Origin of the sequence: Terasakiella sp. SH-1, from assembly GCF_004564135.1 — a bacterium.
Classification (GTDB): Bacteria; Pseudomonadota; Alphaproteobacteria; order Rhodospirillales; family Terasakiellaceae; genus Terasakiella.
Genome location: NZ_CP038255.1, coordinates 2058906 through 2084885, shown reverse-complemented (window position 1 = coordinate 2084885; position 25980 = coordinate 2058906). Strand labels below are relative to the sequence as shown.

At 44.3% G+C, this 25980-nt stretch carries 15 protein-coding genes; 5 read left to right on the top strand and 10 right to left on the bottom strand.

The genetic code is table 11. The annotated features are described in order from the left end of the window. Positions 1-93: 93 nt before the first annotated feature. The 5 genes from E4K71_RS09585 to E4K71_RS09565 form a co-directional block, all read right to left on the bottom strand. Entirely contained in the window at positions 94-1248 is a 1155-nt protein-coding gene (locus tag E4K71_RS09585; RefSeq protein ID WP_135079001.1) for a tetratricopeptide repeat protein, read from the bottom strand. A 103-nt stretch (positions 1249-1351) separates the two neighbouring features. After that, entirely contained in the window at positions 1352-1900 is a 549-nt protein-coding gene (locus E4K71_RS09580) for a hypothetical protein (RefSeq protein WP_135078999.1), read from the bottom strand. Between the two features lie 317 nt (positions 1901-2217). Further along, positions 2218-3246, bottom strand: coding sequence for an adenylate/guanylate cyclase domain-containing protein (locus E4K71_RS09575; protein ID WP_135078997.1), 1029 nt, complete (start codon positions 3244-3246; stop codon positions 2218-2220). Positions 3247-3248: 2 nt separating this feature from the next. Beyond that, positions 3249-3638 (bottom strand): DUF1987 domain-containing protein, encoded by a 390-nt coding sequence (locus E4K71_RS09570; RefSeq protein ID WP_135078995.1) that lies wholly within the window; start codon positions 3636-3638, stop codon positions 3249-3251. 15 nt (positions 3639-3653) lie between these two features. Next, positions 3654-4208 (bottom strand): SiaB family protein kinase, encoded by a 555-nt coding sequence (locus E4K71_RS09565; protein WP_135078993.1) that lies wholly within the window; start codon positions 4206-4208, stop codon positions 3654-3656. 148 nt (positions 4209-4356) lie between these two features. Here E4K71_RS09565 and E4K71_RS09560 point away from each other — a divergent pair, with 148 nt between their 5' ends. From E4K71_RS09560 to E4K71_RS09550, 3 genes are read left to right on the top strand one after another with little or no spacing between them, the layout of a single operon-like run. Beyond that, entirely contained in the window at positions 4357-5106 is a 750-nt protein-coding gene (locus E4K71_RS09560; protein ID WP_135078991.1) for a transporter substrate-binding domain-containing protein, read from the top strand. Between the two features lie 35 nt (positions 5107-5141). Next, the gene (locus E4K71_RS09555) at positions 5142-10955 is read left to right on the top strand and encodes a transporter substrate-binding domain-containing protein (protein ID WP_135078989.1); all 5814 of its coding nucleotides are present in this window, start codon (positions 5142-5144) and stop codon (positions 10953-10955) included. A gap of 28 nt (positions 10956-10983) precedes the next feature. Further along, a complete protein-coding gene (locus tag E4K71_RS09550; protein ID WP_135078987.1) occupies positions 10984-11838 on the top strand; it encodes a hypothetical protein in 855 nt (284 codons plus the stop codon). A gap of 1 nt (position 11839) precedes the next feature. Here E4K71_RS09550 and E4K71_RS09545 read toward each other — a convergent pair whose 3' ends face one another. From E4K71_RS09545 to E4K71_RS09525, 5 genes are read right to left on the bottom strand one after another with little or no spacing between them, the layout of a single operon-like run. Then, positions 11840-13936: a biotin/lipoyl-binding protein gene (locus E4K71_RS09545; RefSeq protein ID WP_135078985.1), complete on the bottom strand. Its 2097-nt coding sequence runs from the start codon at positions 13934-13936 to the stop codon at positions 11840-11842. Positions 13937-13939: 3 nt separating this feature from the next. Continuing rightward, a complete protein-coding gene (locus E4K71_RS09540; protein WP_135078983.1) occupies positions 13940-15244 on the bottom strand; it encodes an HlyD family efflux transporter periplasmic adaptor subunit in 1305 nt (434 codons plus the stop codon). After that, positions 15241-15981, bottom strand: a complete 741-nt coding sequence (locus E4K71_RS09535; protein WP_135078981.1) for an efflux RND transporter periplasmic adaptor subunit — start codon at positions 15979-15981, stop codon at positions 15241-15243. The genes E4K71_RS09540 and E4K71_RS09535 overlap by 4 nt, the downstream gene beginning before the upstream one ends. Continuing rightward, on the bottom strand, positions 15956-17656 hold the full coding sequence (locus E4K71_RS09530; RefSeq protein WP_135078979.1) for a TolC family protein: 1701 nt from the start codon (positions 17654-17656) through the stop codon (positions 15956-15958). The genes E4K71_RS09535 and E4K71_RS09530 overlap by 26 nt, the downstream gene beginning before the upstream one ends. A 15-nt stretch (positions 17657-17671) precedes the next feature. Beyond that, the gene (locus E4K71_RS09525; protein WP_135078977.1) at positions 17672-23455 is read right to left on the bottom strand and encodes a DUF4347 domain-containing protein; all 5784 of its coding nucleotides are present in this window, start codon (positions 23453-23455) and stop codon (positions 17672-17674) included. 332 nt (positions 23456-23787) lie between these two features. Between E4K71_RS09525 and E4K71_RS09520 the strand changes: the two genes are divergently transcribed. After that, on the top strand, positions 23788-24486 hold the full coding sequence (locus tag E4K71_RS09520) for a response regulator transcription factor (protein ID WP_135078975.1): 699 nt from the start codon (positions 23788-23790) through the stop codon (positions 24484-24486). Positions 24487-24497: 11 nt separating this feature from the next. Continuing rightward, positions 24498-25853, top strand: a complete 1356-nt coding sequence (locus E4K71_RS09515) for a HAMP domain-containing sensor histidine kinase (protein ID WP_135078973.1) — start codon at positions 24498-24500, stop codon at positions 25851-25853. The last annotated feature ends 127 nt before the right edge of the window (positions 25854-25980 follow it).

Genomic DNA, 25980 nt, shown 5'->3' with positions numbered 1-25980 from the left:
TCGGTAAAATCCGGTCAATTACCCAAGGGAATTTACCCAAGGGAATTTACCCTAGATGGGTTTTTGTAATGTATAGCTGAATTTTTGTTCAAATCACCAAACAAATTTACCAGCTTCGTGTCTTAATTTTTTATCTTCTGGCAAATCCTTCAACCAGCGAATTGCGCGCATTTTACCTTCTAACATATCATTTGCACTCGCCCATAATTCAAAAATTTCTTTCAATTTAGGGCACGTATAGACAAGCCCAATAGGTTTACGGTATAAAATATCAAGTTTATCGCGGTTCCAGAATGCCAGATGAATCCACTTTATAGCTTCCACATCGTCATTTAATTCATTGTCAAACAAATAGATCGAAGATAATCCACAGGCAGCAGTCCCATTCCCTTCATAGGCTGCTTCTTTTAAAAGTTTCACCGCTTTTTGTTTTTGATTTTCTTTATACAAAATTAGCCCCAAATGGGTTTGGCCATGAATTGAACCTTGATCTGTGCTGAGTTGCGCGAAAACTTGAGCTTGCTTTGGGTCTGCTTCAAGAGGGGCGCGACCAACATATAACCAATAAGCAAAATCGGCTTGAGCATGCTTATGTCCTTCTTTTGCACCGCGTTGGTAATATTGAATAGCTCTTGGGATATCTGTTGGGGCTTTCAAAGAAAAATCATAAATAAAGGGATAAAAAATCCGACTTTCAAATTCATCAGATTTAAGGAACTGAGAGTATTCATAAATCTGGCCCAAATAGTGAGAAAGCCCTCCATGCCCCTTTTGTGAAAACTCATTACAAAACCTTAGAATATGACCTGCCGTTGATTTTGTTTGACCAAATATGCAGCGTCGAAAGGCCGCTTCAATGTCCCCCTCATAGGCAGCTTTTTCATAAAGATCGAACCAATTGGGTATATCGAAAAAAGAAGGAGAACCACCTATTCGCTCCACCCCATCTAAAATATACAATGCTGTTAAATTATTTAATGAAACTGCTTTCTTCAGCCAATACAATGCCTTTTCACGGCTGCGCTGAACACTAAATCCAGCTTCATAATCTTCCATTAAACTAAGCATAAGAAGAGCATTCTCTTCTTCTACAGCTTTACGCTCATACTCTTCAATCGATAGGTTCTTATTTATAGGCTTATAAATCCGCTTTAAAATACCAGATGCATAATCTGGCTCTTTCGCGGTTGAGGAGAATGAAAAGAACAGAAAACTAATAATCATAAAAAAAATTACAGATTTATTCATTACTCATTTCTCCTTTTTAACAATCACTGTTCTAGCCTATGGATAGAAGAGAGAGTTTTTTTACGAGCAGGGCATAAAATTACTCTGCTCGTAAATATACAACTTACCCTTTTATGTTTCCTTTACGATCTACCCAATAACAATTTCCATCATCATATTTTTTACAAAAAATTATTTCACCATTCCTCACATTGGTGGCCTGAGTACCATCTTCTGAAATCTCATATGCCATGGGATGCAAAGGACCACATTGATCGCAAATTAGTGTCTCACCCGCAAAAGCAGGTAGCCCACTTGTCGGGTTTTCCTGCTCATGACCTGAGCCAACCGTATACTTCAACAGATCGTCCCCAAGCATTTGAGATAAATACTTCATCAATTCAGGTGTTTGTGCGCTCAACGGAATAACAACTTCACCCGGCGTGACATGGGCGACCATGCTATCTTGGGCATGGTGTTGACCATTGATCCCCATTTCGTTTGCAACCATACCCTCAGCAGCAAGTGCTTCTTGTGATGGTTGTCTTGCCAAAACTTCAAACCCTTGCTGAATCATTGCCACATATTCCGGATCTCTTTGTTTCCAATAACGCGGGTCTTCCATTAGGTTGCGCAAGCGTTTCTCGCCCGGTGTTGTTCCAAAAGATTTCATTTCTTTTACTCCATTTTATATTCATAAAAAAAGCGGCTCTTTCTCTAATATAAAAAGAGAAAGGGCCGCTTTAGGTTATCCTGACTGGTCAACCGATTGCCTTTAGACACACTTTTCCTGTTGACTGATTATTGATTTAACTCATCGAAATATATGCGCAAGGAAAAAAGAACAAAGAGTGAATAATTATTCCAAACCCGCTGCCAAAGTCCGTGCAATAGTCCTTGCAATCTGCAACTGGGCTTTATGCTTATTAGGTGTTTAGCAAAATTAACTCAGGAGACACACTCTAATTTTCAGTACAAGCCGAAAACCCATTACCTATTTTTCACGCAGGCAATAAGGGCTTCTAGTTCACTTACGACTTCGTCTTTTTGATCATTTGGAATTTTCTCAATATCGAGAAGGCAGGTCAGTCCTGGGCGCTCTTTATGAATGAATTTGCGTTGACCTTCAATGTCATCGTATATGCCTTTAACGGCATAGGTGCGCACATCTCGGGCAATGCCTTTGACCTGAATCGGTTCACGTTCTTCGCCGTCGACAATATCTTTGACCAGCGCGTATGTTTCAGCAGACAGTAGTATCCCATCCGTATCACTGGATTGTTCCAGACGCGCTGCCAAGTTTACTTCACCGCCAATGATTGTATAATCCATGCGATGGTCACTGCCAAAATTACCCACGTTACAATAGCCTGTGTTAATCCCCACACGCATGCGAAACGGTTGGGCAAAACCTTTGTGGAGCCACATATCTTTGAGGTCTTCCATTTTTTGCTGCATTTCAATAGCCATCCGCACACAGGCTTTGGCGTCTTCAACAACGCCATTGCTTTGTGGATCGCCAAAAAACATCAACATGGCATCGCCAATGAATTTATCAATTGTTGCCCCATGCTTAAGGGCAATGGTTGTCATGGCGGTGAAGTATTTGTTTAACAGGTAATTCAGGTCTTCGGGCTGTAAGTTTTCGCTGGTTGCAGTGAAATCTTTTAAGTCACTGAAAAAAACCGTAAGTTTTTTGCGTTGTGTTTCCAGACGGACTTCTGTATCGCCGGAGAAAATAGAGTCATAAATCTGCGGTGACAGATATTTAGAGAGACTTTCTGAAAGCCCCTCCAGCATTTTGTTTTTTTCATCCAAGCTATGGGCAAGCTTGTTGAGTTCTGCTTCGTTGCGATCACTTAGGCGAACCAGGCGTTTTGTGGATTTAAAGAGCTTTTCGTAATCTTTAAGAAGTTGTTCGAACTCTTTATGTGCACCAGAAGGAATTTTGCCGTTATTCAGTCCTTCTTTGGCACGTTCGATAACCGTTTTTTCTTTCTTAAAAATTTCGAAAGACATGTTTACTCCACAGCTATTTCTACAAGTTCAAATTGAGCATGTTCGAGGTCTTCCCCATATTCTTCGCCTAATTCTTCCATGTTCTCATCGTCTTCTTCAAATAGCCATTTGATGGCAATATTGTTTCCCTTTTCAGCGCCTTCATCTAACAAGTCAAATAACCCCATCAGGATTTTCGCTGTTGAACTGTTGAAGTAAATCAATTCAAAGGTGAAATTGATGTTGCCGCCTTCCAGCTCTTGAACATGGTTTTCAAGTTTCCCAATGATAGGGCCAAAAAACTCATTTACATCTTCGGGATAAGATTCCCCTTTGATTGAGAAGTTGTTTTCTGAAAAATTAAAATTAATCTCTGGCGAGCGTTCTGTGGCTTCTATTTGAATGTTGTCCATTTTTATACTCTCTTATTAGACGTAGGCTTTGATGCAGAAATAGCTGCGGTCGTTCTCAACAGGCATGAAGTCAAACTCAAAGCCCTTTTTAGCGCGTCTGGCAATGTCGATAAAACCGACACCAGCGCCCTTGCTGCCCTCAGGGGCATCACCTCTAAGTGTGTCTTTGTAGAGTTTTTTCAACCCATTAGAGTCAAGCTGCTGAATATGTTTAAGGTTTTTACCCAGTCGAATGACGTCTCTATCTTCAATCAGGTTTGAACAAGAAACGAAGAAACTTCCATTTTTTTGACCAACGGTTAAAACACCGTATCGCAGCTCTTTTTGAATATCGCCTGAAATAAATTCTTCTTTTTCTGCGGAATAGCGGATGACATTTTGAACTTGCTCTACAAAAAGAGAGAAAACACTGCGCGCGATTTTTTTATCAGCATCTTCCAGTTCCATCTTCATCCGGATAGCTTGGCCTATACCGCTTAAAACGTCTTCAGTCATATACCCGCTGTAACAAAAGATGATTCCCTTGTCAGCAAGCACATCTCGAAATTTATACATTTCTTCAGCTAGCATATATTGCGACCTCCATTACATGAAGAACAATGGATCGTTTATTTCATCCTATTGGATAATATCATAACGTTTTTTCATTACACATATCAATAGACTTATTAAGTTGCCAGCACTATCTGTTTGTGTAAAGTTTTGATTGGAGGCTGCGATGAGAGCTTTTGTTTTTTCACTATTCACGTTTCTTCTTGTGACTTCTGCGCAGGCTAAAGAGCCTTTGGTGCTGATGACAGAAGAATTTGCACCTTATCAGTTTTATGAAACGGATACGTCGGGACACAAGCAAATCCAAGGTATTTCCTATGAAATTGTGCAGGCGATTCAAGAGAGGATCGGAAATACAGATGCCATTAAGGTCTTACCATGGAACCGTGCGCTTAAATTACTCGCAAAGAAAAAGAATAGTCTTTTGTTCTCAACAGCACGTACACCAGAGCGTGAAAATAAATATAAATGGATTGGTCCCCTTGCATTCCTTGAGATGGTTTTTTTTAAGCGGGCTGGTAGCAATATCACCCTTTCTTCCATGGAAGATGCGAAGAAATTAGAAAAAATAGGGGTGACAAAAAATGTCGCAACCCATGAAATTCTCGTCAATCTGGGATTTACCAATCTGGATGTGATGCAAAGTGGAGCAGATGAGAAAAATTTGAGGCGCTTGCTGAAAAAGAGGGTCGATGTTTGGCCGACAGTTTATTACGCCGGAACATATAGCGCCAAGAAAATGGGGGTGTCCGATCAGATCGAAGTCATTCCCAATGTTAAAATCATGTCGGGCCACCTTTATATCGCTGCGAATAAAGAGACAGACGACAAAATCATACATCAATGGCAATCCGCGCTGGATATATTGCGCACGGAAGGTGTCATCGCTGAAATCATCAAGAAGTATGAGCATTAATCCTGTTCATTGAATAAGTCTTTAGGAGGCTCGTTATGATTTATAGGGCGTTGGTCAGAAGTCTATTAATTATGCTGGTTTTTACGGCCAGTTTTATATGGTTGCCTGTCTCTCATGCAAAAGATGGTCAGAAAGTTGCTGATACGATTGCCTCTTTTACGTCTCGAGGGATCTATAATCTGGATATTGATCAGCTTTATGCTGTTCTTGAAAGTTTTCTTTTCGAAAACGACAAGGTCAAAGGTCTCTTGATTGAAGAGACAATAGATAACGAAGTCCTTTTACGTTACCATAAACGAGACGATCAAAGGGTCTTTGATCAGGAAATCCCTTCAAACATCAAACTTCTCCCGTCTTTTAAAGCGCAGTCATATTTTGATGATGAGCATATCGGCAATATTACCATTTATTATAAAGACGATTTGCCCTTAACTGCGCAAGAACGGGCCTGGCTTAAAGAGCACCCTGTTATCCGTATTGGTGTTGATCCTGCATGGCCCCCATTTGATTTTGTGGAAAATGGGCAGCACCAAGGTTTGGCGTATGAGTATTTTCAGACACTATCGAAAAAACTGAATATTTCTTTTGAAGTTGTGCCCGGATTAAGTTGGTCTGAGGTGCAGGAAAAAGCAAAGGCGCGTGAAGTTGACCTTGTTTCTATGTCGCAAGAAACACCTGAACGAGCCAAGTATTTGAACTATACCTCGCCCGTGATTACAACCCAATGGGTCGTTGTAACCAAGACGGATCATCGTGATATTCAGGGCTTGGGTGATGTGAGAGGGGAACAGGTCGGGATTGTAAAAGGATATGCAATTACCGAAATTATCAAAAAGCAATATCCCGATATGAATATTGTGGAAATTCCCAGTACTCTTGAAGGTTTGCGAATGGCTTCTACGGGGCAAATTGATGCGGTTATTGATACGTTGGGTGTTGTTGGCTACTTAATTGCAGAAAATAGCCTTGTGAATTTGAAAATCGCGGGACCAACTAAATTAAAGTCCACCCCATTGGCCTTTGGCGTGCGCTCTGACTGGCCGGTATTTAGGGAAATTCTGGAAAAAACGTTAAAGACGATCCCCGTTGATGAGGTTCGCAAAATGCGGGAAAAGTGGATGTCACTTGCCTCTCAAACCGCAGACTTGAGGGCGAGAAGTAATAATCTTGTCAAACTGTTATCGGATGAGGAACTTGCGTTTCTGGCAAAACATAAAAAAGTCAGGGTTCGGGTCGGGGACTGGGCTCCTTTCCACTTCGTGGAGAATGGTCAGCCTCAAGGTATGGCGTTGGACCATCTTAAGTGGATGTTTGATCAGCTGAATGTGGAAATGGAGATCGTTCCGCTCAGTTGGAATGAAGCTTTGGAGAATATCGAAAAGCTTCAGAAAATTGATATTTTACCAACCATTGCCTATAGCAAGGAACGTGAACGTCATGTTTTGTTCACGGATGACTATTTGTCATATCCCATGGTCATTTTTAACAAACAAACAGATAAGTTTGTTTCCATGGAAGATCTTAGCGGCAAGAAAGTTGCTGTTGAACGCAACTTCATTATGCATAAATTGCTGGAACAGGATTTTCCCAATATCAACTTATTCGTTGTTGAAAGCACGCAAGACGCTTTGGAGGCTGTCTCCTTTGGTGAGGCTGATGCCTATATTTCCAATATGGCTGTGGGAAGCTACCTGATTGAAAAGCTTGGTTTATCTAATATGAGGGTGTCTGGGCGAACCCCTTATAAACATGACTTACAGCATATTGGCGTACGCAAAGATTGGCCTGAAATGGTCTCGATTTTGAACAAAACCCTGTATGCGATGACAGATCAGACAAAGCGTGACATTCGTCATAAATGGCTGGAGATTGAGAGCTTCGATTCAAAGTCAAATGTAAAACGTTTGAAACTGACGCCAGAGGAACAGAAATGGGTCAATGAGCATCCGGTCCTGCGTGTTCATAATGAAATGAGTTGGGCACCTTTCAACTTTAATGATGATGGAAAGCCCAAAGGGTTTTCAATTGATTATATGGATTTACTCGCTGAGAAAATAGGATTTTCAATTGAATATATCTCCGGGCCACGCTGGTCAGAATTTCTGGCTATGATACGGAATAAAGCCCTGGACGTGATGCTGAACATTGTTAAAACGCCAGCACGTGATGAGTATATTCTCTTCACAGAGCCTTATGTTGATAATCCACCAATGGTGGTCACTCAGGAAGGCTTTGATGTGAAGTCATTTAAAGACCTGGCGGGGCGTTTAGTCTGTGTGCCAGAAGGGTTTTTCTATCAGGAAATTTTTGAACGGGATTATCCTCATATTTCCTTATTGTTGGCACAAAACCAAAGCCAATGTTTAAAGCTTGTTTCTTCCGGTATGGCCGATGCGACGGTTGGTGGTCTTGCCGTACAAGATAACTTGATCAAAAAACTATTCCTGACAAACCTGAGGGTTGTTGCAACTGTTGAAGACCCGATGTTTTCGAACAATTTGCGCATTGGGGTGCGTAAAGATTGGCCGATGCTGCAAAGCCTTTTACAAAAAGCGATTAATAATACCACAAGCGAAGAAATCTCCTCTATTCGCAATCGTTGGATTGTTGAAGAGGCAAAAATAAATGCAACTTATGGCTCTGGTGTCGATACAATGAATTTGGTCCTCATTATTGGAGGGACCTCGATTGGTTTGGTCCTCTTATTGTGGGGTGTTCGTTTTGCAATAGCCTACATGGCGAAACGTGATGGCTCTAAAGGCTACGAATCTCATGAGGTCAAAGGGACAGGTATTCTTGTTGTCGGTGTCTTTCTTGCTGTTGTTATTCTGGCTGCTTGGGTGACTGCTCAAAAAGCTGAACAAGACACGCGCCGATCAGTTGGGGATCAATTACAAACGGTTTTAAATACAACTCATGAGGCATTACGTACCTGGTTAAGGGCTGAAACGCGTTATCTGGAAAGAATAGCAAATGATCCGGAACTTCTGGAATATGTGAAGGCGCTCTTGCTGGTTGAGCCTAAAGCGAGTGTGCTCAGTCAAAGTCAGTCGCTTAAATCTATTCGAGACTGGTTTGCAGCCCATTCCAAAGGACGCGAAGTCCAGGGGTTTTTCATTATTTCACCAGATAAAATAAGTATCGGGTCACAGCGCGATAACAATCTGGGAACGTTGAATCTCATCAGTAAATTCAGGGACCGTCGATTGGAACAGGCTTTTCAGGGGGAAACACAGTTTATACCACCGATTGCATCTGATGTGCGCATTTCTGGAGCGATCGGCATAGACTTTACCCAAGAACCCACAATGTTTTTGGCTGCACCAATTTTTGATGAAAATAAAAAGGTGATTGCCGTCTTAACATTACGATATGACCCGACAGAAGACTTCACTCGTATTGCACAGTTAGGTCAGCTTGGTGAAAGTGGGGAAACGTATGTTTTTGACAGAAAAGCTATTCTTGTAACAGACAGCCGTTTTGATTTTGAGCTTCAGAAAATAGGGCTGCTGGAAAAAGGGATAAATGCGATCTTGAACTTACGTGTTGGAGATCCCGGCCATAATCTTTTGGAGCATTCAAAACTTCCTGAAGACGTGAGGGCGCTCCCTTTGACTTATATGGCGCGTAGTGCAATTGCTGGGGATCAAGGTGTGAATGTACAGGGTTATCGCGATTATCGGGGGGTGACTGTTTTAGGGGCATGGCTTTGGGATGCAAAGCTGGATGTCGGCATGACAACGGAGATGGATGAAGCAGAAGCCATGTCCACTTTTTCGACTTTGAGCACAACCGTGCTGGTGATTTTGGGGATTACTGTCGTTGTTGCCCTGACCTTAACGGGGCTTTCCGTCTGGATTGGGCAAAGTGCAAACAAGTCCTTACGTCGAGCGCGGGATAATCTGGAAATTGAAGTTCAAGACCGTACCAGAGAGCTGAACTTTCAAAAATTTGCGCTGGATAAACATGCGATTGTGAGTTCAACAGATGCAGATGGAAATATCATTTATGTGAATGATCGCTTTATCAAGGTTACAGGATATTCACGCGAAGAAATGATGGGCCAGAACCATCGCTTTCTGAAATCGGGTCTTCATGATCGTGCGTTTTACGAAGACATGTGGGCAACAATTACGTCTGGTAAAGTGTGGCACGGTGAACTGTGCAACCAAAATAAAGATGGTAGTCACATCTGGCTTGCCGCGTCGATTATTCCATTTACAGACGAAGAGGGAAAGCCTGAGCGCTATGTTTCGATCAGGACAGATATTACAGAACGTAAATTAGCAGAACAGAAAGTGCGTGACAGCGAAGGCCGTATACGGGCGATTATTCAAAATGCTGTTGATGGTATTATTGTCATTAATTCAAAAGGAATTGTGCAAAGTTTCAGTCCAGCCGCAGAACGTATTTTTGGTTTTACGGAAGATGAAGTTGTTGGTCATAATATTAAGATGTTAATGCCAGATAATATAGCATTTCAGCATGATATGTTCTTATCTGATTACCTATCAGGGCACACTCGCAATGTGGTGGATAATAACCGTGAAGTTGTCGGGCGTCATAAAGATGGCACTGAATTTCCAATGGATCTGGCTGTTGGTGAATCCGTTATTGAAGGCGAGCATATCTTCACAGGTATCGTTCGTGATATTTCCAGCCGAAAAGAAGCCGAACAAGAACTTCAATCCAGTCGAAATCAGTTGCAAGATATTTTGTCAAATGTCGTACAAGCCGTTGTCATGTTTGATGAAAATAAAAAACTGGTCGCCTGGAATAAACATTATCCAAGTACCTTAAACCTGAATGAGGAATTGTTGGTGCCCGGTATGGATCTCTATGATATCGCCTTTATTCTTGCGTCTCGTGGTCAATATGATGAGGAAGGTGAGCCAGAGGAAATTGCGCAAAAAAGGGTCGATTTTCTGTGGAACGGTGAGAACCGCGGAGATGTTTCTTACGGGGATGATCGGATATTTGATACCCATAGCATTAAAACATCAGATGGTCGCCTTGTTGTTACCTATACAGATATTACACAGCGAAAGAAGAATGAAGAGATCATTGCGCAATCAATGAAGCTCATTCAGGAAAGTATTTCATATGCCAGTCGTATTCAACGATCAGTCCTGCCGACGGATCAGGAATTTTCAAACGTTTTTGCTGATTTCTTCTTGATTTGGGAGCCCAAAGATATTGTTGGTGGTGATATTTGCTTGTTGCGGGAGACAGATCAAGGGGCATTGATGACACTTGTTGACTGTACAGGTCATGGTGTTCCCGGGGCCTTTATGACGATGGTGGTTACGGGGGCATTGGATCAGGCGTTGATTGAGTTACCTAGGGCAGACCCTTCCATCTTATTGTCACGTATGAACCAACTGGTCAAAGGTGTCTTGAGCCAGGTGGATGACAAGGGGGCATCCGATGACGGTTTTGAATGTGGGATGTGCTTGATCCATAACCATCAAAACACAATGCAGTTTGCTGGTGCGAGGTTTGAACTTTGGGCGTGCAGTGGCGATGAGATTGAGATCATCAAAGGAGATAAGATTGGTATTGGCTATAGAGCCACCCCATTTGACAGAGCCTTTGACTTACATGAAGTCCGTAGTTCCGCTGATATAAGCTACTATATGACTTCTGATGGTATGATTGACCAAATTGGTGGGGAGAGAAGACGCAGCTTTGGTAAGAAACGTTTGAAACGGGCGATCCTTGATTCCTTACACCGACCAATGGAGGATCAGGAAAAGAACATCTACAAAGTTTTTCATGAGTATGAAGCAGGTGAAGAACGCCGCGATGACATATCATGCATTGGCTTTAAGGTGAAACAGGGCCTTTGATAGGGCAGACTCTAAGGGGGAGGGGGAAATGTCGAAGTTTGACAATGACCTGTATGAACAGATGATCAAAGATGTCTTGTATGATGCGATTTATGTTGTCGGGCGACCTAACAGTGGGATTGCAGCCAGTTTGAGGAAGTATGGTGAGCTTCTACTTCGCAAGTTGGTGAATAAAGGGGAGGGGGAAAATCTAACGCTGGGGGCCTTTCAATATGATAAAGAGGCAAAAGACATAATATCTCGTGTGGATACCCCTGATAAGCGGTTTGCAAAGGCATTTGAAAGTCTAAGAGTGTTGGGGAATATAGCGACGCATACACATGATTTGAGGTCATTTTCCGACCAAGATATCGCCAGTTTACATGACCATGTTCGAGACATTTTTACGTTGTTATTTGTTCATTTCTTCACCAGGGAAAAGTCATATAAATTTGGGAACCATGCAGAAGTCGGCGCAACTTTTTCTATTTTGCCCCCAGAAATAAGACTTAGAGTTTTAAGAGCCCTGTATGAAAAGGATCGCGGAAATCTTGCGGTTCTAGATAAATTGAGCCTCGTCCTTGCTAAGACAGAAGGTATTAAGGCAGCTATGGATTTATTGGGAAAACGAAAATCCGATCTCAGTCGTGATGTATATGAGGAGCTTGTGAGAAGAGCCAAGAATGCAGTGGAAACAATACGCCGCAATGGTTCCCTGTATCAGACATTTGAAGAAGCAAAGGAACTTTATTTAGAAGTTGGGCCGATCAAAGAGAAGACTGAGGTGGCAGCAGACTTCAATTCATTAATGGAATTTGTCTATTTAGGCCGCAAAGTAGAAAAACGCAGCATTGTTGAAAGGCAAGTAAGTTATATAACCGTGAACGTTGTAGAGCCGGTCTGATTCACATACCGCTTTCACGGATCAAGGTGTTTATGATTATTGTCCACCCCTGAGTGAACAGGCTTTCAGGTTCAGTCTTTACATGTAAACGCCCTGTGATTTCTCGTCTGATTGGTTTGTCTTGGTTAAGGGGGATGCAGTGCAATTGGTATGTTGCTGTATTGGGAATAAGGCGTTCTTCATGGATGCGGGTTGCAATTGGGCCACCGTAAGTGCTGGCAAGAAGGGGCTTGTTGAGGCTGATGATCGCAGAATGATCAATCTGTTTGATTTGGCAGGGCAGTGGCTTGTGGGCAGGGTCATCGGCATAAAAGATGGCAGTTTCTTGTTTTTTGATTTGGTAGATAAAATGTTCCTCAATATAGGCGGAAACTTTGGCTTTTTCTTTCGCACGCAGGCTAAAGAGAAAATCCTTTTCCTTTATCCATTGTCCTTCCTGAAGGTCCGTATCTAAATCCGTGATTACCCCCTGTTCGGTGCTTAAAATGGAGGTGCGTTCCTTTTTTTTCTCTAATCCATTGAGTTTAAGAGAGAGTTCATTGATTTGCTGGTCTAATGTTGCCCGTCTTGCTGATTGGCGTGTGTCTATTTGGGCTGTGTTGCGTTCCTGTTTCAGATGCTCGATTTTTGCATGAAGCTTTGACAGTTCAGTTTCAATTTCCGGGCTGTTAAAGACAGCTAAAACATCCCCCTGTTTGACTTCCAGCCCCTCAGTAACATTCAGTTTGATCAATTGCCCTGAGACAGGAGCATAGTGGGACGTGAAGCTATCGGTTTCAAGAAGGGCAGGGATATTTTGGCTGGTTTGCCATGGGATGACTAAAAAAAGGCATAAGCCAGAGATAATCACAGCCATGCGGATTTTAGCTCGATATGTGAATAAAATATCACGTTGATGATGCCACATGGTTATTTCTTTCCAGATGGGTTTTAAGATGAACCAGATAATCTCAACAGCAAAAAGGAATATCCCCACCAGTTTGATGAAAAAGTGGTAGACCATAAAGGCAATCCCCAAAAACAGGAACAATCTGTAAAGCCAGGTGAGAAAAGCAAAAAGGATCAGTCCTTTTTGTGTGGTGCTTGAAAACTTCTCAGGAGGGGCTTCCTGTGATGCTAAAAGCCATGTGCGTATTTTCCAGCGGGCCAAGGCAAAAGAGCGTTCATGAAGGTTATGAATGCCCAAACCATCCATTAATAGAAAATACCCATCAAAACGCATAAAGGGGCTGAGGTTTAACGCAAAAGAAGAGACCCACGTCACGGTTGCCAATAAAAAGGCGCTGCTTTTTAGCCCCCCTTCGGGGAGCAGGTTCCATACCAAAGTCGCCCAGGCAGCGATTACAAGTTCCGTTTGAATCCCGGCAAAGGCAATATTAAGTTTTTGTTTCTTGCTTTTCACTTCCCAGCTTTGGTTTGTATCGGTGTAAAGAACAGGCCATAAGACCAAAAACGCAACCCCCATGGCCGGAACCCGTTTACCCGATAGCTTTAAGGCGTACCCATGGCCGAATTCATGCACCACTTTGACAACCAAATAGGTCAGGCCATATCCTGCAAGTCCTTGCCAACTCATTGTGTCGATAAAGGTTGCCCCAAATTCATCCCAGCGCGGTACAAGTAAAACAAGTCCAATCAAGCAGGCAAGACAGGAGAGGACATTAAAAAAACGTGAGAAAATGAAATGACCAATCCCACAGGTTTTTTCCAAAAAACCGTCTGGATTGATGAGAGGTATGCGAAAAAACAGATAATGGTGCAATGCCCATTGGGTCCAGCTTGAACGGCTTTTCTCATAAAGGCTGAGTAAATGCTTGCTGGCTTTTGCATGATGGCATTGAACAAGGCTGTTTTTCATCAGCATTTGTGCCACGGCACCTACATGTTCTTCGGTAATGGATAAGGGGGTTTCCTGATTAACGGCCTTTGTAATTGCATCTGCATTGCCCAAGGCCCATCTGGAAAGAACCTCAAGACCGACCCAGCTGATTTTATAATACCGGTTGGTCACTGGGTCATGGAGCATCCAGCTTTGGGCACCGTTGTCTTCAAGAGGCCCTTCATGCAGGGAAATGTCTTCGCGCAAAGCCGGCAGCATGGATTAAAGACCGATTGTTTGGCGGATCACACCAAGGGGGCGTCTGAAAATCCAATAAAAAAGGCTAACACGCCCGCTTTGGATACGGGCTGTTCCCTTTAAGCCTAAGCGTGGTATTTCCTGTTTTTTATTCAAACTGGCTCGGACTCCATAGGCCATGGTGCCATCAGCTTGTGGATATGCCTTATAGGCAGCATAACGTACTTTGCCAGCGATGTTCTGCGTCGGGTCTATATTCAAGAAAAGGGAGACGTCATTACCCGGTTTCAGGTCTATGGCTTCCCCGACAGACATATAAGCCTGAATTTCAACCTTGTTTTCATCGGCAATGGACATCACCTTTTCGCCAATACTGACGGGACGTCCAATTAACAAAGACGGGTCCCCTAAAACAGCAACGCCATTTTGTGTCGCAAAAACCTTGGTTCGGTTCAGGACGTCTTCAAGGTGGTGGATTTCAGTTTTATGTTCGGCAATGCGCCCTTTTATGGATGTTTGCTGGGCCTTTACACGGGGGTCAAAAAAAGATTGTTGGATAATCTGTTCCAACTCTGTTTCTGCCGTTTGTAAGGCTTGTTTTGCAATTTTCACTTTATTTTGTAAGCCTTCATCATCCAGTTCCAAGAGCAGCGTTCCTTTGCTGACTTGCTGGTTGGGTTGAACATGGATGGTTTTGATGATGCCATCTAGTGCAGCACGGACCATTTGGGGCTTATAGGGAACAACTTCTGCTGGGCACAATACGCTTAAAGGAACGGGAATAAAGCCAACCAGAAACATAAGGACCCCAATAGAGAGGAGTTTCTTTTTCTTCTTTAAAAAATGAGAGGAAAACTGAAATGTCCCTTTTTTTTGCTGAAAGAGGGCAAGACGGTGGAAAAGGGTTTGGCTGATAAGCTGTAAAAAAGCCGTTTCCTGTTCTGACCAATCCAGGTCACGAATAAACAGACAGGCCCCAAGGAATGTCCTTCTTTCATAAATCGGCACCCATAATAGGCGTTCAGCCATCCATTCCCCCCATTCAGGCCATAGGGCTTTGGGGAGGTCATCCCGGCCAATAACAGCTTTTTCCTGTTTCTTCTCTATGAGATGGCGGCATAGTTTTTTGAGATATTGAATAAAAGGGGCATGGCTTTCAAGTGTTGCACTGCCGGAAACTGCTTCGACATCGCCATGGGGGGCACATTGTATTGCCTGACGATAGGGGCTGAGGTTGTAGGTTTCATTGAGTGCGATAAAGGCGGCTTCCTTTTCGCTTTGAGCTTGCTGTATTCGCTCAAGCAGGTGAAGGCAGACATCAGAATTCATGGTTTGGCCTTTAAAAGGGAGATCTGTCCCGACATCCCGGCCATGAGCCCCTGCTTTTCTCCGATAATGGTGGCAACGACCTTGATACTGTGACTAACAGGGTCGATATCGGCACCAAGCCTGATGATGCGACTTTGGTGTTGCGTACCTGTTTCGACGATGTGCAGGGTAAATTCCTGTCCCACATTCAAATAGGGGGTGAGATGTGAGGAGGCAAAAAATTCAACGTTCAAAGCTGTATCATCAATGATGCGCATGAGCTTTGTTCCGGGTGTCGCAAACTGATGAGGTTGAACATCAAGTGTGGAAACTTTTCCGTCAAACGGTGCATGAAGGCTACATTTGCGAACAGTTGCAATCATCATTTTTTCATCGGCTTTTGCTTTTGCAGCTTCCAGAGCGGCCAATTCGATTTCAAGGTCGGTTGTGGTTTTAAATTTCTTTAGCCCTGCGACAACCTGATGTTTTTTGTTTGCTGCTTTGGAAACAGCTTGCGCCTTTTCCAATTGGCTTTTTTCGTAAATACAATCAAAACCCAGCAATAAGTCCCCTTTTTTGAACGCCTCTCCTTCCTTGAAGGGGAGGGTGATAATGCGGCCTTCCATTGCGGCGGACAGGACGGTTTCCTGATGGGGAACAAGGCGTACAACAGTTTCTTCTGCATAGACAGAAGCAATCGACACCATGAAGGTGGCGAAGAAAACAGAAAGCTTAATCATGGGTTTTGTAGAAATCACTTAATTTGTGATAAACCTTAATTGGTGTCGTTTTCACCGCAGATAGTTCTTCGGATCTTGGTGTTTTCACTAGTTCGACTTCTGCATATTGGGTGCTTTTCTGAACCTGAAAGTCCAGTTTATGTGAAATCAGCATGGACGGTTGTGCCTGTTTTTCTTCCTCGACAACGACTTTTTTCATTGCTTTGACAGGCTTGGTTTCTGGTTGAGGTATAACCGTTGCATGCTCAGAAATAGGTGGGGGTGTTTGTGCTGGTGTTGCTACATTTTTTTCAACTTTGCTGACCGCATGAATGCCGATTGTGGACTTCAAGCTGGCAAGGGCTGACTGCATTTGGGCAAAATGTTGATAACGGCGAAGTTCTGCGGCAATGGCCGACGTCTGGTTCACAACTCTGTTAATCTGGTTTTCCGCGTCATTCTGTGCCCGGTTGTTGGAATGGTCAGCCAGTTCTTTTTCGATGAGCCATAATTCATCAGCACGTTCAAATTGTTTGGTGGAATTTATAAATTCCGAGTTTGCCACATGAACCTGAGCCAATACGGCCATACGGATAGCCAGGCGTTTTGCATCGGCCAATTCTTTGTTGGCATCGCTATATTCCAGACGGTCTGGTGCGCTGACAATGTCAAAGATATTTCCTGTAATCTGTGCTGAAAAATCAGACCAGCGGTTGCTGTCCATATAGCGATCATCATCGTAATTGCGTGCATAGCTGAAATTCAGCCCCGGTAGAATGCGCAAGATTTCTTTACGGGTCGCATTGATGGAAATCCGGGTTTGATATTCCTGTTCCCGAATATCCGGGTTGTTGATAAAGGCTGCTTCTTCCATGGTTTCAATGGGCATTTCAAACACAGGGGCTTTCAATTTACCACCGTTTGGCAGTTCAACACGAAAGTCTGTTGTTGGCGGGACATTGATTAAAGCGGCCAGCCCCGGTTTGGCAGAAGACAGTTCCTGATTGATCGCTTCAAGCTGGCGCAGGCTTTCCAGTAAGGTTTTGCGCATGCGCAAAGATTCCATCTGACTTTGAAGGCCGGAAGCCCCTGCCTTTTTCAGGTTTTCAAGGGTTTCTTCTGCTTCTTGAATGCCATTGGCGACATGGTCTTTTAATTCCTGGGCAACAGCCATCCGCCAGAAGCTGAACTGGGCTTCCTTAATCAGGTTGTTAATCACTTTGTGTCGGCGCTCTTCGGCGATCAAGGCTCGGTCTGCATTTTGTTTGGCGTTATAATAACTGACCCCAAAATCAAGAATATTCCATGTCAGTGTTAAATCAGCTGTGCGGTGGGACTTTTCCGAAGAATAAGAGTAATCTTCTGATGTGGTGGATTTGGTCTTATTATAGGTCGAACGGTTAGAATAGCCCGCTTTTGTTGTGAGCTTGGGCAAAAGTGACCAGTTATCAAGCTGTGTTTGTCCCAGTGCGATAGCTTCTTCCATCATGCGCGCACGTGCATCCAGATTATGTTCCAGAACCCGCGTGACCACATCGTCTAATGTCAGGGCCTTTTCCAGTTTTGGGGAATTTGAGAACATACGTGCCAGATCAAGCTTGGCCCGGCTGGAAAAGTCGGCTTGGGTCATTGGTGTCGGGGTTATGCTACATGCCCCTAGAAATGATGCACAACAAGAGGCGAGAAGTAGGGCTCTAAAGGGTTTCTTCGACATTAGGTGATTTCCTGCTTAAGCAGCTTGATTGGAGAATTTGTTAAAAAGTGCGGCTTTTTGGAGCTGTTGGGATAAGCTGGCCCGTCCATTTGGTTTTTGCTTATCCTGTTGTTCGCTTTTGGCCTGTTTCTTTTCAAGAGATGTCTGGTTGTTAGATTGTTCAACTTGTGGAACATCTATCTGTAACGGGGCTTGCTGTGGCAAGGGCTCGCCTAAATTGCCAGCTGTGTTTGCGCCATCGGTATTGATCTTGAATAAGGTACTGACCTGACTGCCAGACTGGTCACGCGCCGTTACAACAATTGCAAGTTCCCCATTTACACCATCTGGGACCTCGCCAACAAATGTGCCGGATGTGGTATCAAAGGATAACCATGAGGGCAGGCTGGTACCATCGGCCAGTTTGGCTGAAAGTTGAACATCTGATGCCTGTTTGGAATGACCAAATGCGTCAATCGGTACGTTATAGACGAGATTGCGGTTTGACAGGTCAAGGGATGGAATACCTTTGTTTACAAACAGGCTGCCATCACGTACGGCGCTTAAGGTCGGAACAGCAACAGGTACCTGAAAGCTATTGCGGTTTGCATCCACCTGTTGAACATCGCCACCTGCTTGGCGTCCCTGAATAAACAGAGGTGCATTGGCAACCACAGCATGTACCGTTGCTGTCGGCGTGTCGTTTGAAGGTGGTGTTGTAAGGGGACCGCCCGGTAATGTGGGTGCAGTCGGCGGTGCGGGAGCAGGTGCTGGTGGTGAAGGTGGAGCGGGTAACGCACGGGTCAGGACTTCAATGCTGCCATTTGCTGTTAAGGTTCCGCCAACCCCAGTATTCCCCAAATCAGATACTTGTGCTGTAATCGTAGAGGCTCCAACAAAGCCTTTGGCTGAGTCAAAGGTTAAGCCTGTAAGAGCAGCATTCAAATCTGAAATTGTCCCGCGCACAGTCACAGTTCTTGAGCCATTTGCGCCTGAGGTGACAGTTAGCCCATTGGTACCACCTAGGTTAATTTTACCGTTTTGAGTGCTTAAAGAGAGTTCAATCACGGCACTGCCTGCATCCGGATCACCAACGCTGACACCGGTTATTGGAATGCGCCGGCCTGCGAAATCAGGACCTCCCGTCCCTGAACCAAGCGTGGGGGCTGTGTTGACGGGAATAATGCTGATGGATGTGGTATGTGTGGCACTGGAATAGGCATTGGTGTCGCCATAGGAGGTATTGGCGGATAAATCCACAGTACTGCCAGCTGTTGTGCTATCTGATTGATCCCACCCTCGCCATGTCAGGGTTGCTGTCCCCCCATTTTCATTATCTGGAATAAAGTCTAAAAGATCGGAGGAACGTAAAGCCAAGGCTTGAGCATTGCTCACACTTGTAATTGAGGTCCAGCTTGTTCCGCCGTTCGTTGAATAACGCCAGTTTCCGTTTGCAGCATTGGTCACGCCTGTAATGGCCATGCCTGTTTTGGGGTTCGTATCGACATCACTGATAAAGGCGCTGATGAAATCATTCACTGAACGTGTTGAGGCAGACGTGTTGTTTTCCATTTTTGCCGCCAGTGAAGAGGCATTGGAACTTAACGTCGGGGCATCGTTAACCGGGTTGACCGTGATGCTGGCGCTGCCGTTATCTGCTGTGCGTGTTCCAATTGAGCTGTTTGTGCTGGATGTTGTTGAGCCGCTGCTGCCCTGTGTTTTATCCCATGGGCGGAAATTAAGGGATGCTGTGCCGTTATAATCTGCATTGGGGACAAAACGCATCCGGGCATTTTCATCCAGTAACAGCATTGAGCTGAGTACAACGTTCTGACCCGTTGTCCCTGTTACATCGCTCCAGCCACTGCCCGTATTATATTGCCATTTGCCATTGGTGTTATCGACAGCGGTTAAGGCGATGGCTTCTGGCGCGGTGCCGACATCGGTATCTGCGATGGCCCCGTTGGTGATCATATCGCTGACTAGCGTGCCTGTATTGCCTGCACCGCTGCCGATATCTTCATCAATAGACGTCAGATTATTGGTACGGTTATCAACAAGGGTAGGGGCGTGGTTGACGGCTGCGATATTAAGTGTGGCGGTCCCTACGTTTGATAGGGTTGTGCCATCAGAAGCCTGCCAGTTAAATGTTGCTGCACCAGAGAAGTTTGAGGCAGGCGTGAAGGTCAGGTTCGGAAGGTCAAGAACAGAAATAACCTGTCCGGCTGAAACAGCTGTACCATTGAGAGACAGCGTACCGTGCGATGCATTGGGTAAGGCTGTAATGGTCACATTCCCCATACTGTCATTTTCCGGGTCTGTGAATTTTGAACTGAAATCACTTGTTACAAAACTTAAGGTTTGCCCTTCTGTGCCGGACTTGGAAAAAGCGGTGATGGTTGGTGCGCTGTTGGACCCACTGAATAACACGCCACGATAGCCCTGCGTCCCATCTGCCGTAGGCAGAACGGGGGTATTGGTTGTGGTATGGGCGTTTGTTGGTGTGACGCCTTTAAAGCCTAAGACAACATAGCTATTGGCAACAACATCACTTGGACTGAGGCTTTGACCTATAGCATAACTGCCATCCCCGTGAATGACGCCATCAGAACCGACCGTTAGATAGCTGTAACGTGTTGGTGTCGTGTAGTCGTGCCCCGCAACATAAAGGTTTCGTGCCCATCCCGTTGCTGTGGTGGAAAAGGCGGTTGGAAACTCACTTCCAAGAGAGAGGTTATATTTGCCCAACAGTGTCTGCAAATTTGCATACATCGTATTAAAGTCTGTTGCAGCGTCCGCTTCTGTATCGCCACTGCCATAGGTCCATTCTCTTACAATATTGGTGCCATTTCGCCCTGTAAAGCTCACATCAACACCAAGGTTGAAGGGTTTTATGGTAAAGCCGCCCAAGCCAAGTGCCAAGGTTCCGTTTGTCGGCAGGTTTTCAAGAACATATTTAAATTTAGTTGGATATGTTCCATATAAGCTTGGGGACAATGCAGGATCGGTCCCCCAGCTATATGACACAGACGTATCCACATAGGTGCTACTGAAATTACTTAATGTCTGGGTTTTGTCGATACCGAATAAATCTGCAATGGCACTGGCAACAGAACTTGTGGAAACCGCGTCGCTGGACCATTGATAGTTCTTGTCAGCCGATCCCAGTACAGCACTAAACCAATTGCTCGTGTATTCATTAAGTTTAAAGGCATAGCTTTGTTGCGCGAGGGTTGCGGCATCCCATGCCACCCATGTCACGTTGTGCGTATCATCAACACCAAGAACCTGTCCGCCATTCATACCGCTGGGCGTGGTATAGGTATAAGTCGGGGTTGGGTTATAAGCTGTGAGGGAGAAAACCACATTACGTTCCTGTGCCCCGCCAGTGGTGCTAAGTGTCACGGTACGCAACAGGGATTGATATTGCGCCGCTGTCAGACCTGCGCTGGTCATGGTCAGCATGTTGGTTGAGGCATCCCAGCTTGCCGTGATCCCCAATGTTGTCGCCAATGTACTATCCACACTTAAGGCATCACCGGTTTGCGCATCATTAATGGCGGCATATACGGCGGTGAGACTTTTGGCAGAACCTGTGCCTGCGTTGGGGTCCACGAGCATCACGCCTGGATCAACCACAACATTACCCCCAGCCGTGGTATAGGCTTTACCCGCCGATACCGTCAAAATGGGTGTTTGTTCAGCGCGACTTACCGTAATGGTCATGGTTGTTGGCGTCGTACTCCATTCCGTACCGTCATGCCCATCCCATGAAAAACTTGTGCTTCCCGTCCAATACCCTGTTGGGGTGAAGGTCAGTTTGTTTGCAGCAATATCAGCTGCGGTGATTTCCTGAAATTGTGTAACAGCGACACCATCCAGCTTTAAAATACCATTATCGGGTAAAGAGTTTATACGGAACTTGGTGGCGGAATCATTTTCCGCATCACTGTACAGCCAAGCTGCCGTTGGAATAGTAATATCTGACTTTTGGTTTCCACCAGCCGTCGAAGCCTGTAAATCTAACGCGTTATTCACCCGTGTGGTGGTGATCGTTAATGTTTCAATATCTGCGGCATTCCAGCGACTATAAGCCGATATGCCCAAGCTGAGTGATGTGGATGGGTGTCGGTCTACATTGGTATATTGAACCAGATCAAACAGATTGTTGACAGTCGCATCACTGACGCTGGCATCTGTATTAAAGGCCCATGTGATGGTTTGCCCAAGCGTGACGACTTGGCCGATGACATTTGTTCCACTTCCTGTTCCCAGCAAGATATCAGTGCCTGATACTGAAACAACACCATTGTCTGTGGCATTAGAGACACTTGCGTAAGACAGGCTTTCATTGCTGGTTGCAAGGGTTAGTTTAATGCTTCCCCCGCCATAGTCGGAACCTTGTGAAAGCGTAATATCGCTGAGAATGTTTTTTGCCCCTTGGCCTTCCACATAGGTCAAGGCGGAGGTGGCGATAACGGGTGGAATATCAATCAGCAATTCCATATCAGCAGAACGCGGTGTGCCGGATTGGGTATTGTCGCGCACATAAACAGTGTGAGAACCGTGGGCAAGATCAAACGTGGGGGTGAATGTCCAGACACTATTCACATCTGCCGTGGTTGTCCCCACATCCACACCATCAATAAAGACCGTGACACTGTTACCAGGGGCCACCGCATAACCTTGTAAAACCGGGCGGTTCGTTGCACCAGTCGCGACAGAGGTCATGGGGTTCGTCAGGGTATTTAAATTGCTCGTCAGTTGGTCGGCTGCTGTCAGTCCGCCTGTGGAGGCATTCGTAATACCGGAGACAGAGATGTTGGTATTGCTGATCATCTCCACATTGATGGTGTAATCGCCTGTATCTGACCCACTGGTGGTATCCCATGTGGCCGTGACTGTACCGATACTGTTGAATGTCCCGCGCAAGCCGTATTTAACGGTCAGTCCTACACCGCTGTCACCGTCATAATGACCTGCCGCGCTAAAGACCTGACCTTCGCTAATCGCATCCCAGCTTGACGTGTTTTGATTATAGGCGACCAGTTCATAACCCGTTGGCACAGACAGGTTGCTGAAGGTAATATTTTGCCCTGTGGTTGATTGTACCTGACTTTGAACGGTGTCCATGACACGTTGGGATGAATTGAGCTGTGTCGTAAAATTCAGCGTTTTTGTCGTGTTCGCCAGATTACCATCATAACCATCTATATTCAGGCTTTCTGCTTCCACCAGTCCGCTTGTGACTTCCAGCTCCCAATCCCCATCACGCCCGGTGATATCATCTGAAACCGCAATATCAGCATTTGTTAGAGTGGCAATTTGATCCACAAAGGTTTGTGTATTTTCACCTGCCCCGACATGACAGCCGTAAAACAGGATATCACCATCTTCAATAAGGCTTTGTCCAATGGCCTGTAGAGAATTCTCATATTGTTCCAAGGTGTTTTGATCAAGTGTTGAGGTGCCGAGTAAAATGGTTCCTTCATCACCGTGGCCTAAAATATGGATCGAAGCGATATCGCTTTGGCCGTCCAAAGTTTTGGCCATTTGTTCAAAACCGTCATTGTTCTTGGTAATCAGATAGACACTTGCAGTTGGATCAATAGCATCAATTAAGGATTGGTAATTTTCAACCGTTTCATCGACAAACACGACAGTTTTGTCGCTCTTGGTGCCCGTATCTATATTTTCATCTTTTGTTTGGATTTCAGATACGTTGAGCTGAGTTGTGGTTTCAACCAAATCTGCGGCCATTGCACCGTCGAACATAAAACGGGTTTCAAGAGGTGTAATTGCAAAAAGAGATTTATCCATCACGACGGCTTCAATGTTTTATAATCAACGAGACAAGTTTGGCCCGTCACTCACAAACAAGGCAGTACATGGTTTGTTTGCCTCTTATAGAACAACTCGCCAAAGCATTATTTGATATGAAAAATTGAAACCAGAAGTAAAGAAAAGTTTTGTATCATTTTATGACATTGCAGCGGCCTTTAATTCCATATAAAATATGTAGAAAGCCTCTGTTATAGTTGTGAAAAATATTTTTATTCTCTGCTTTTGCAGGTCATTTTTGTGAAAATATACGACCAAAAATTGGGGGCCAAACAATAAAGGTATACCGGGCGCTTTCGGGACTAAAATAAATGGATAAGCTTGATCTTATTTTTCTGGACGATGATGATGATTTTCTGATTCCTGTCTCCAGAATGCTTGAGAAAAATGATATATCAGTACGTCAAGCAAGAACATTTTCTGACCTCAATTCTTTCCTTGCAGAAGATATTCCTGATCTTCTGATCCTTGATATTACACTGCCGGATGGGTGTGGATTGGATATTCTTCAACAGTTAAACAAGGATCGAACCTATCCGGTTATTCTTTTAACGGCGAAAGGGGAGGTCGAAGATCGGGTGATCGGGCTTAACCTGGGGGCCGATTACTATCTGCCAAAGCCTGTAAATATCAAAGAGCTGATTGCTGTCATTCACAATCTTGTGCGCAAAGATAAAAATATTCAGGATGCAAGTTGGGTGTTCGACCTGACGAAATGGACGCTTACGTCACCGGATAATGAAACCTGTGATTTAACAGCCGCAGAATATAATATTCTTTCTATCCTCTCTGAAAAGAGTGGTTCTCCGGTAGAGCGTGAAGACTTGTATAAGGGGATTGGGCGCAAAATACTCGATTTTGATGACAGGAGCCTTGATATGATCATCTCAAGGCTACGTCGCAAGTTCACACCGCAGACCAAAGCGCCACCGATTAAGTCTGTACGTGGAAAGGGCTATGTCTTTGTCAAACCAATCACAGTGATCGGCGAAAAATTACATAATATATAAAGGTAGATAAAATGGATTTAGACCTGCGTGCTTTATCTATACTTTTGGCTGCAACAAATGTTGTATCCGCTCTTGTTCTTTACTTTTTTTACCGGATGTTTCCTAAATCACCGGGGGTTGGATACTGGTCTCTTGCCAGTGCCTTACTGGTTCTGGCTGCACTTTTAGTTATAAGTCGGATTTTTCTACCCGTTGCTTTTTCTGCAAATGCGGGCAACATTACCTACTATATCGCTTATGGTGTTTTTTATCTGGGGGCTTGTCAGTTCGTTGATAAAAAACCGAATTGGAAGCTGCTGGTTGGTAGTATTGCCTTCTGTGGATTTGTCTTTATCCTGATCCCCAAGACCATTGATTTTATTGGTTATCGGATAAGTATGACTGCTTTTGCGATGATTATCCTCAGCTCTTTGATCTCTCATACCTTGATCAAGGGGGCCGGAAAGGATGAGTTCGCCAGAAAAGCTGTTGGTGTTGTGTTCAGCGGGTTAATTTTTATCAATCTGATCCGTCTTTACACAGGTTTAGAGACCCCTGCTTTTGAAGGGGCATATCTGTCGTCAAAGAAGTTTGATGAACAATTGTTATATTACTGGGTTATTGTGACGCAGCTTGCCTATACATCAGGCTTCATCATCATGACGTCAGAGCGTTTCCGCAATCAGCTCAATGAAAAAATTGGTGAACTTTCTATCGCAAAAGAGACGGCTGAAAAGGCGCTGGCCCATCAGAAAAATTTCTTTTCCATGATTTCCCATGAATTCAAAAAGCCGCTGAGCAGCATCCATGCCTCAGCAGAAGTGATCGGGATGGAAACAGATGAAAAGCAGACAATCAGTCATGATGAAGTCAATCGTATTAAAAAAGTGTCCATGCGATTGAGCAACCTTGTGAACAATTGCCTGACGGCGGAATGGATCGACCCACAACTGGATGACCCTACCTTTGATCCGGTTGCCCCTGGATATATTTTGAAAAACCTGTGTGCGGAATATAAAGTTCCGTTTCAAAATCAATGTGAAACGGATTTGATTGTTCAGGGGAATGAGGAACTGTATGCAATCGCTTTTTCCAGCCTGATTGCCAATGCCCTTAAATATTCAACAAACGAAGATAGTGTTCATGTGAAATTGTTTGCAGAAGGCAGCAGCCACATATCCATTGAATTTCATAATGAAGGCGATGAAATCAGTGAGAGTGATGCAAAGAAAATTTTTGAAAAATTCTACCGTCCAGAAAAAAGTGCAAACACACCGGGGGCTGGATTAGGTCTCTATTTTGTTAAAAAAATCGCAGAACAATATGGCGGTTCTATAGAACTGGATCAGACGGGGGAGACGGTCTTTCGCTTGAGGTTGCCTGTTTAGGTATGCAATGGTATGTGGGAGCTGAAATAATTCTAAAATGAGGAAGTTTTAGTAGGATACAGATGAAAACCCCTATATATTTCTGGGGAAATAATCAAAATTCCAAATCCTATTGTTGTTAGAGGGT

Excerpts from the sequence above, each read along its gene's own strand:
- E4K71_RS09550 (WP_135078987.1), top strand. The coding sequence starts at position 10,984 with ATGTCGAAGTTTGACAATGACCTGTATGAACAGATGATCAAAGATGTC.
- E4K71_RS09540 (WP_135078983.1), bottom strand. The coding sequence starts at position 15,244 with ATGAATTCTGATGTCTGCCTTCACCTGCTTGAGCGAATACAGCAAGCT.
- E4K71_RS09570 (WP_135078995.1), bottom strand. The coding sequence starts at position 3,638 with ATGGACAACATTCAAATAGAAGCCACAGAACGCTCGCCAGAGATTAAT.
- E4K71_RS09585 (WP_135079001.1), bottom strand. The coding sequence starts at position 1,248 with ATGAATAAATCTGTAATTTTTTTTATGATTATTAGTTTTCTGTTCTTT.
- E4K71_RS09515 (WP_135078973.1), top strand. The coding sequence starts at position 24,498 with ATGGATTTAGACCTGCGTGCTTTATCTATACTTTTGGCTGCAACAAAT.
- E4K71_RS09520 (WP_135078975.1), top strand. The coding sequence starts at position 23,788 with ATGGATAAGCTTGATCTTATTTTTCTGGACGATGATGATGATTTTCTG.
- E4K71_RS09580 (WP_135078999.1), bottom strand. The coding sequence starts at position 1,900 with ATGAAATCTTTTGGAACAACACCGGGCGAGAAACGCTTGCGCAACCTA.
- E4K71_RS09555 (WP_135078989.1), top strand. The coding sequence starts at position 5,142 with ATGATTTATAGGGCGTTGGTCAGAAGTCTATTAATTATGCTGGTTTTT.
- E4K71_RS09575 (WP_135078997.1), bottom strand. The coding sequence starts at position 3,246 with ATGTCTTTCGAAATTTTTAAGAAAGAAAAAACGGTTATCGAACGTGCC.
- E4K71_RS09525 (WP_135078977.1), bottom strand. The coding sequence starts at position 23,455 with ATGGATAAATCTCTTTTTGCAATTACACCTCTTGAAACCCGTTTTATG.
- E4K71_RS09565 (WP_135078993.1), bottom strand. The coding sequence starts at position 4,208 with ATGCTAGCTGAAGAAATGTATAAATTTCGAGATGTGCTTGCTGACAAG.
- E4K71_RS09530 (WP_135078979.1), bottom strand. The coding sequence starts at position 17,656 with ATGTCGAAGAAACCCTTTAGAGCCCTACTTCTCGCCTCTTGTTGTGCA.
- E4K71_RS09560 (WP_135078991.1), top strand. The coding sequence starts at position 4,357 with ATGAGAGCTTTTGTTTTTTCACTATTCACGTTTCTTCTTGTGACTTCT.
- E4K71_RS09545 (WP_135078985.1), bottom strand. The coding sequence starts at position 13,936 with ATGCTGCCGGCTTTGCGCGAAGACATTTCCCTGCATGAAGGGCCTCTT.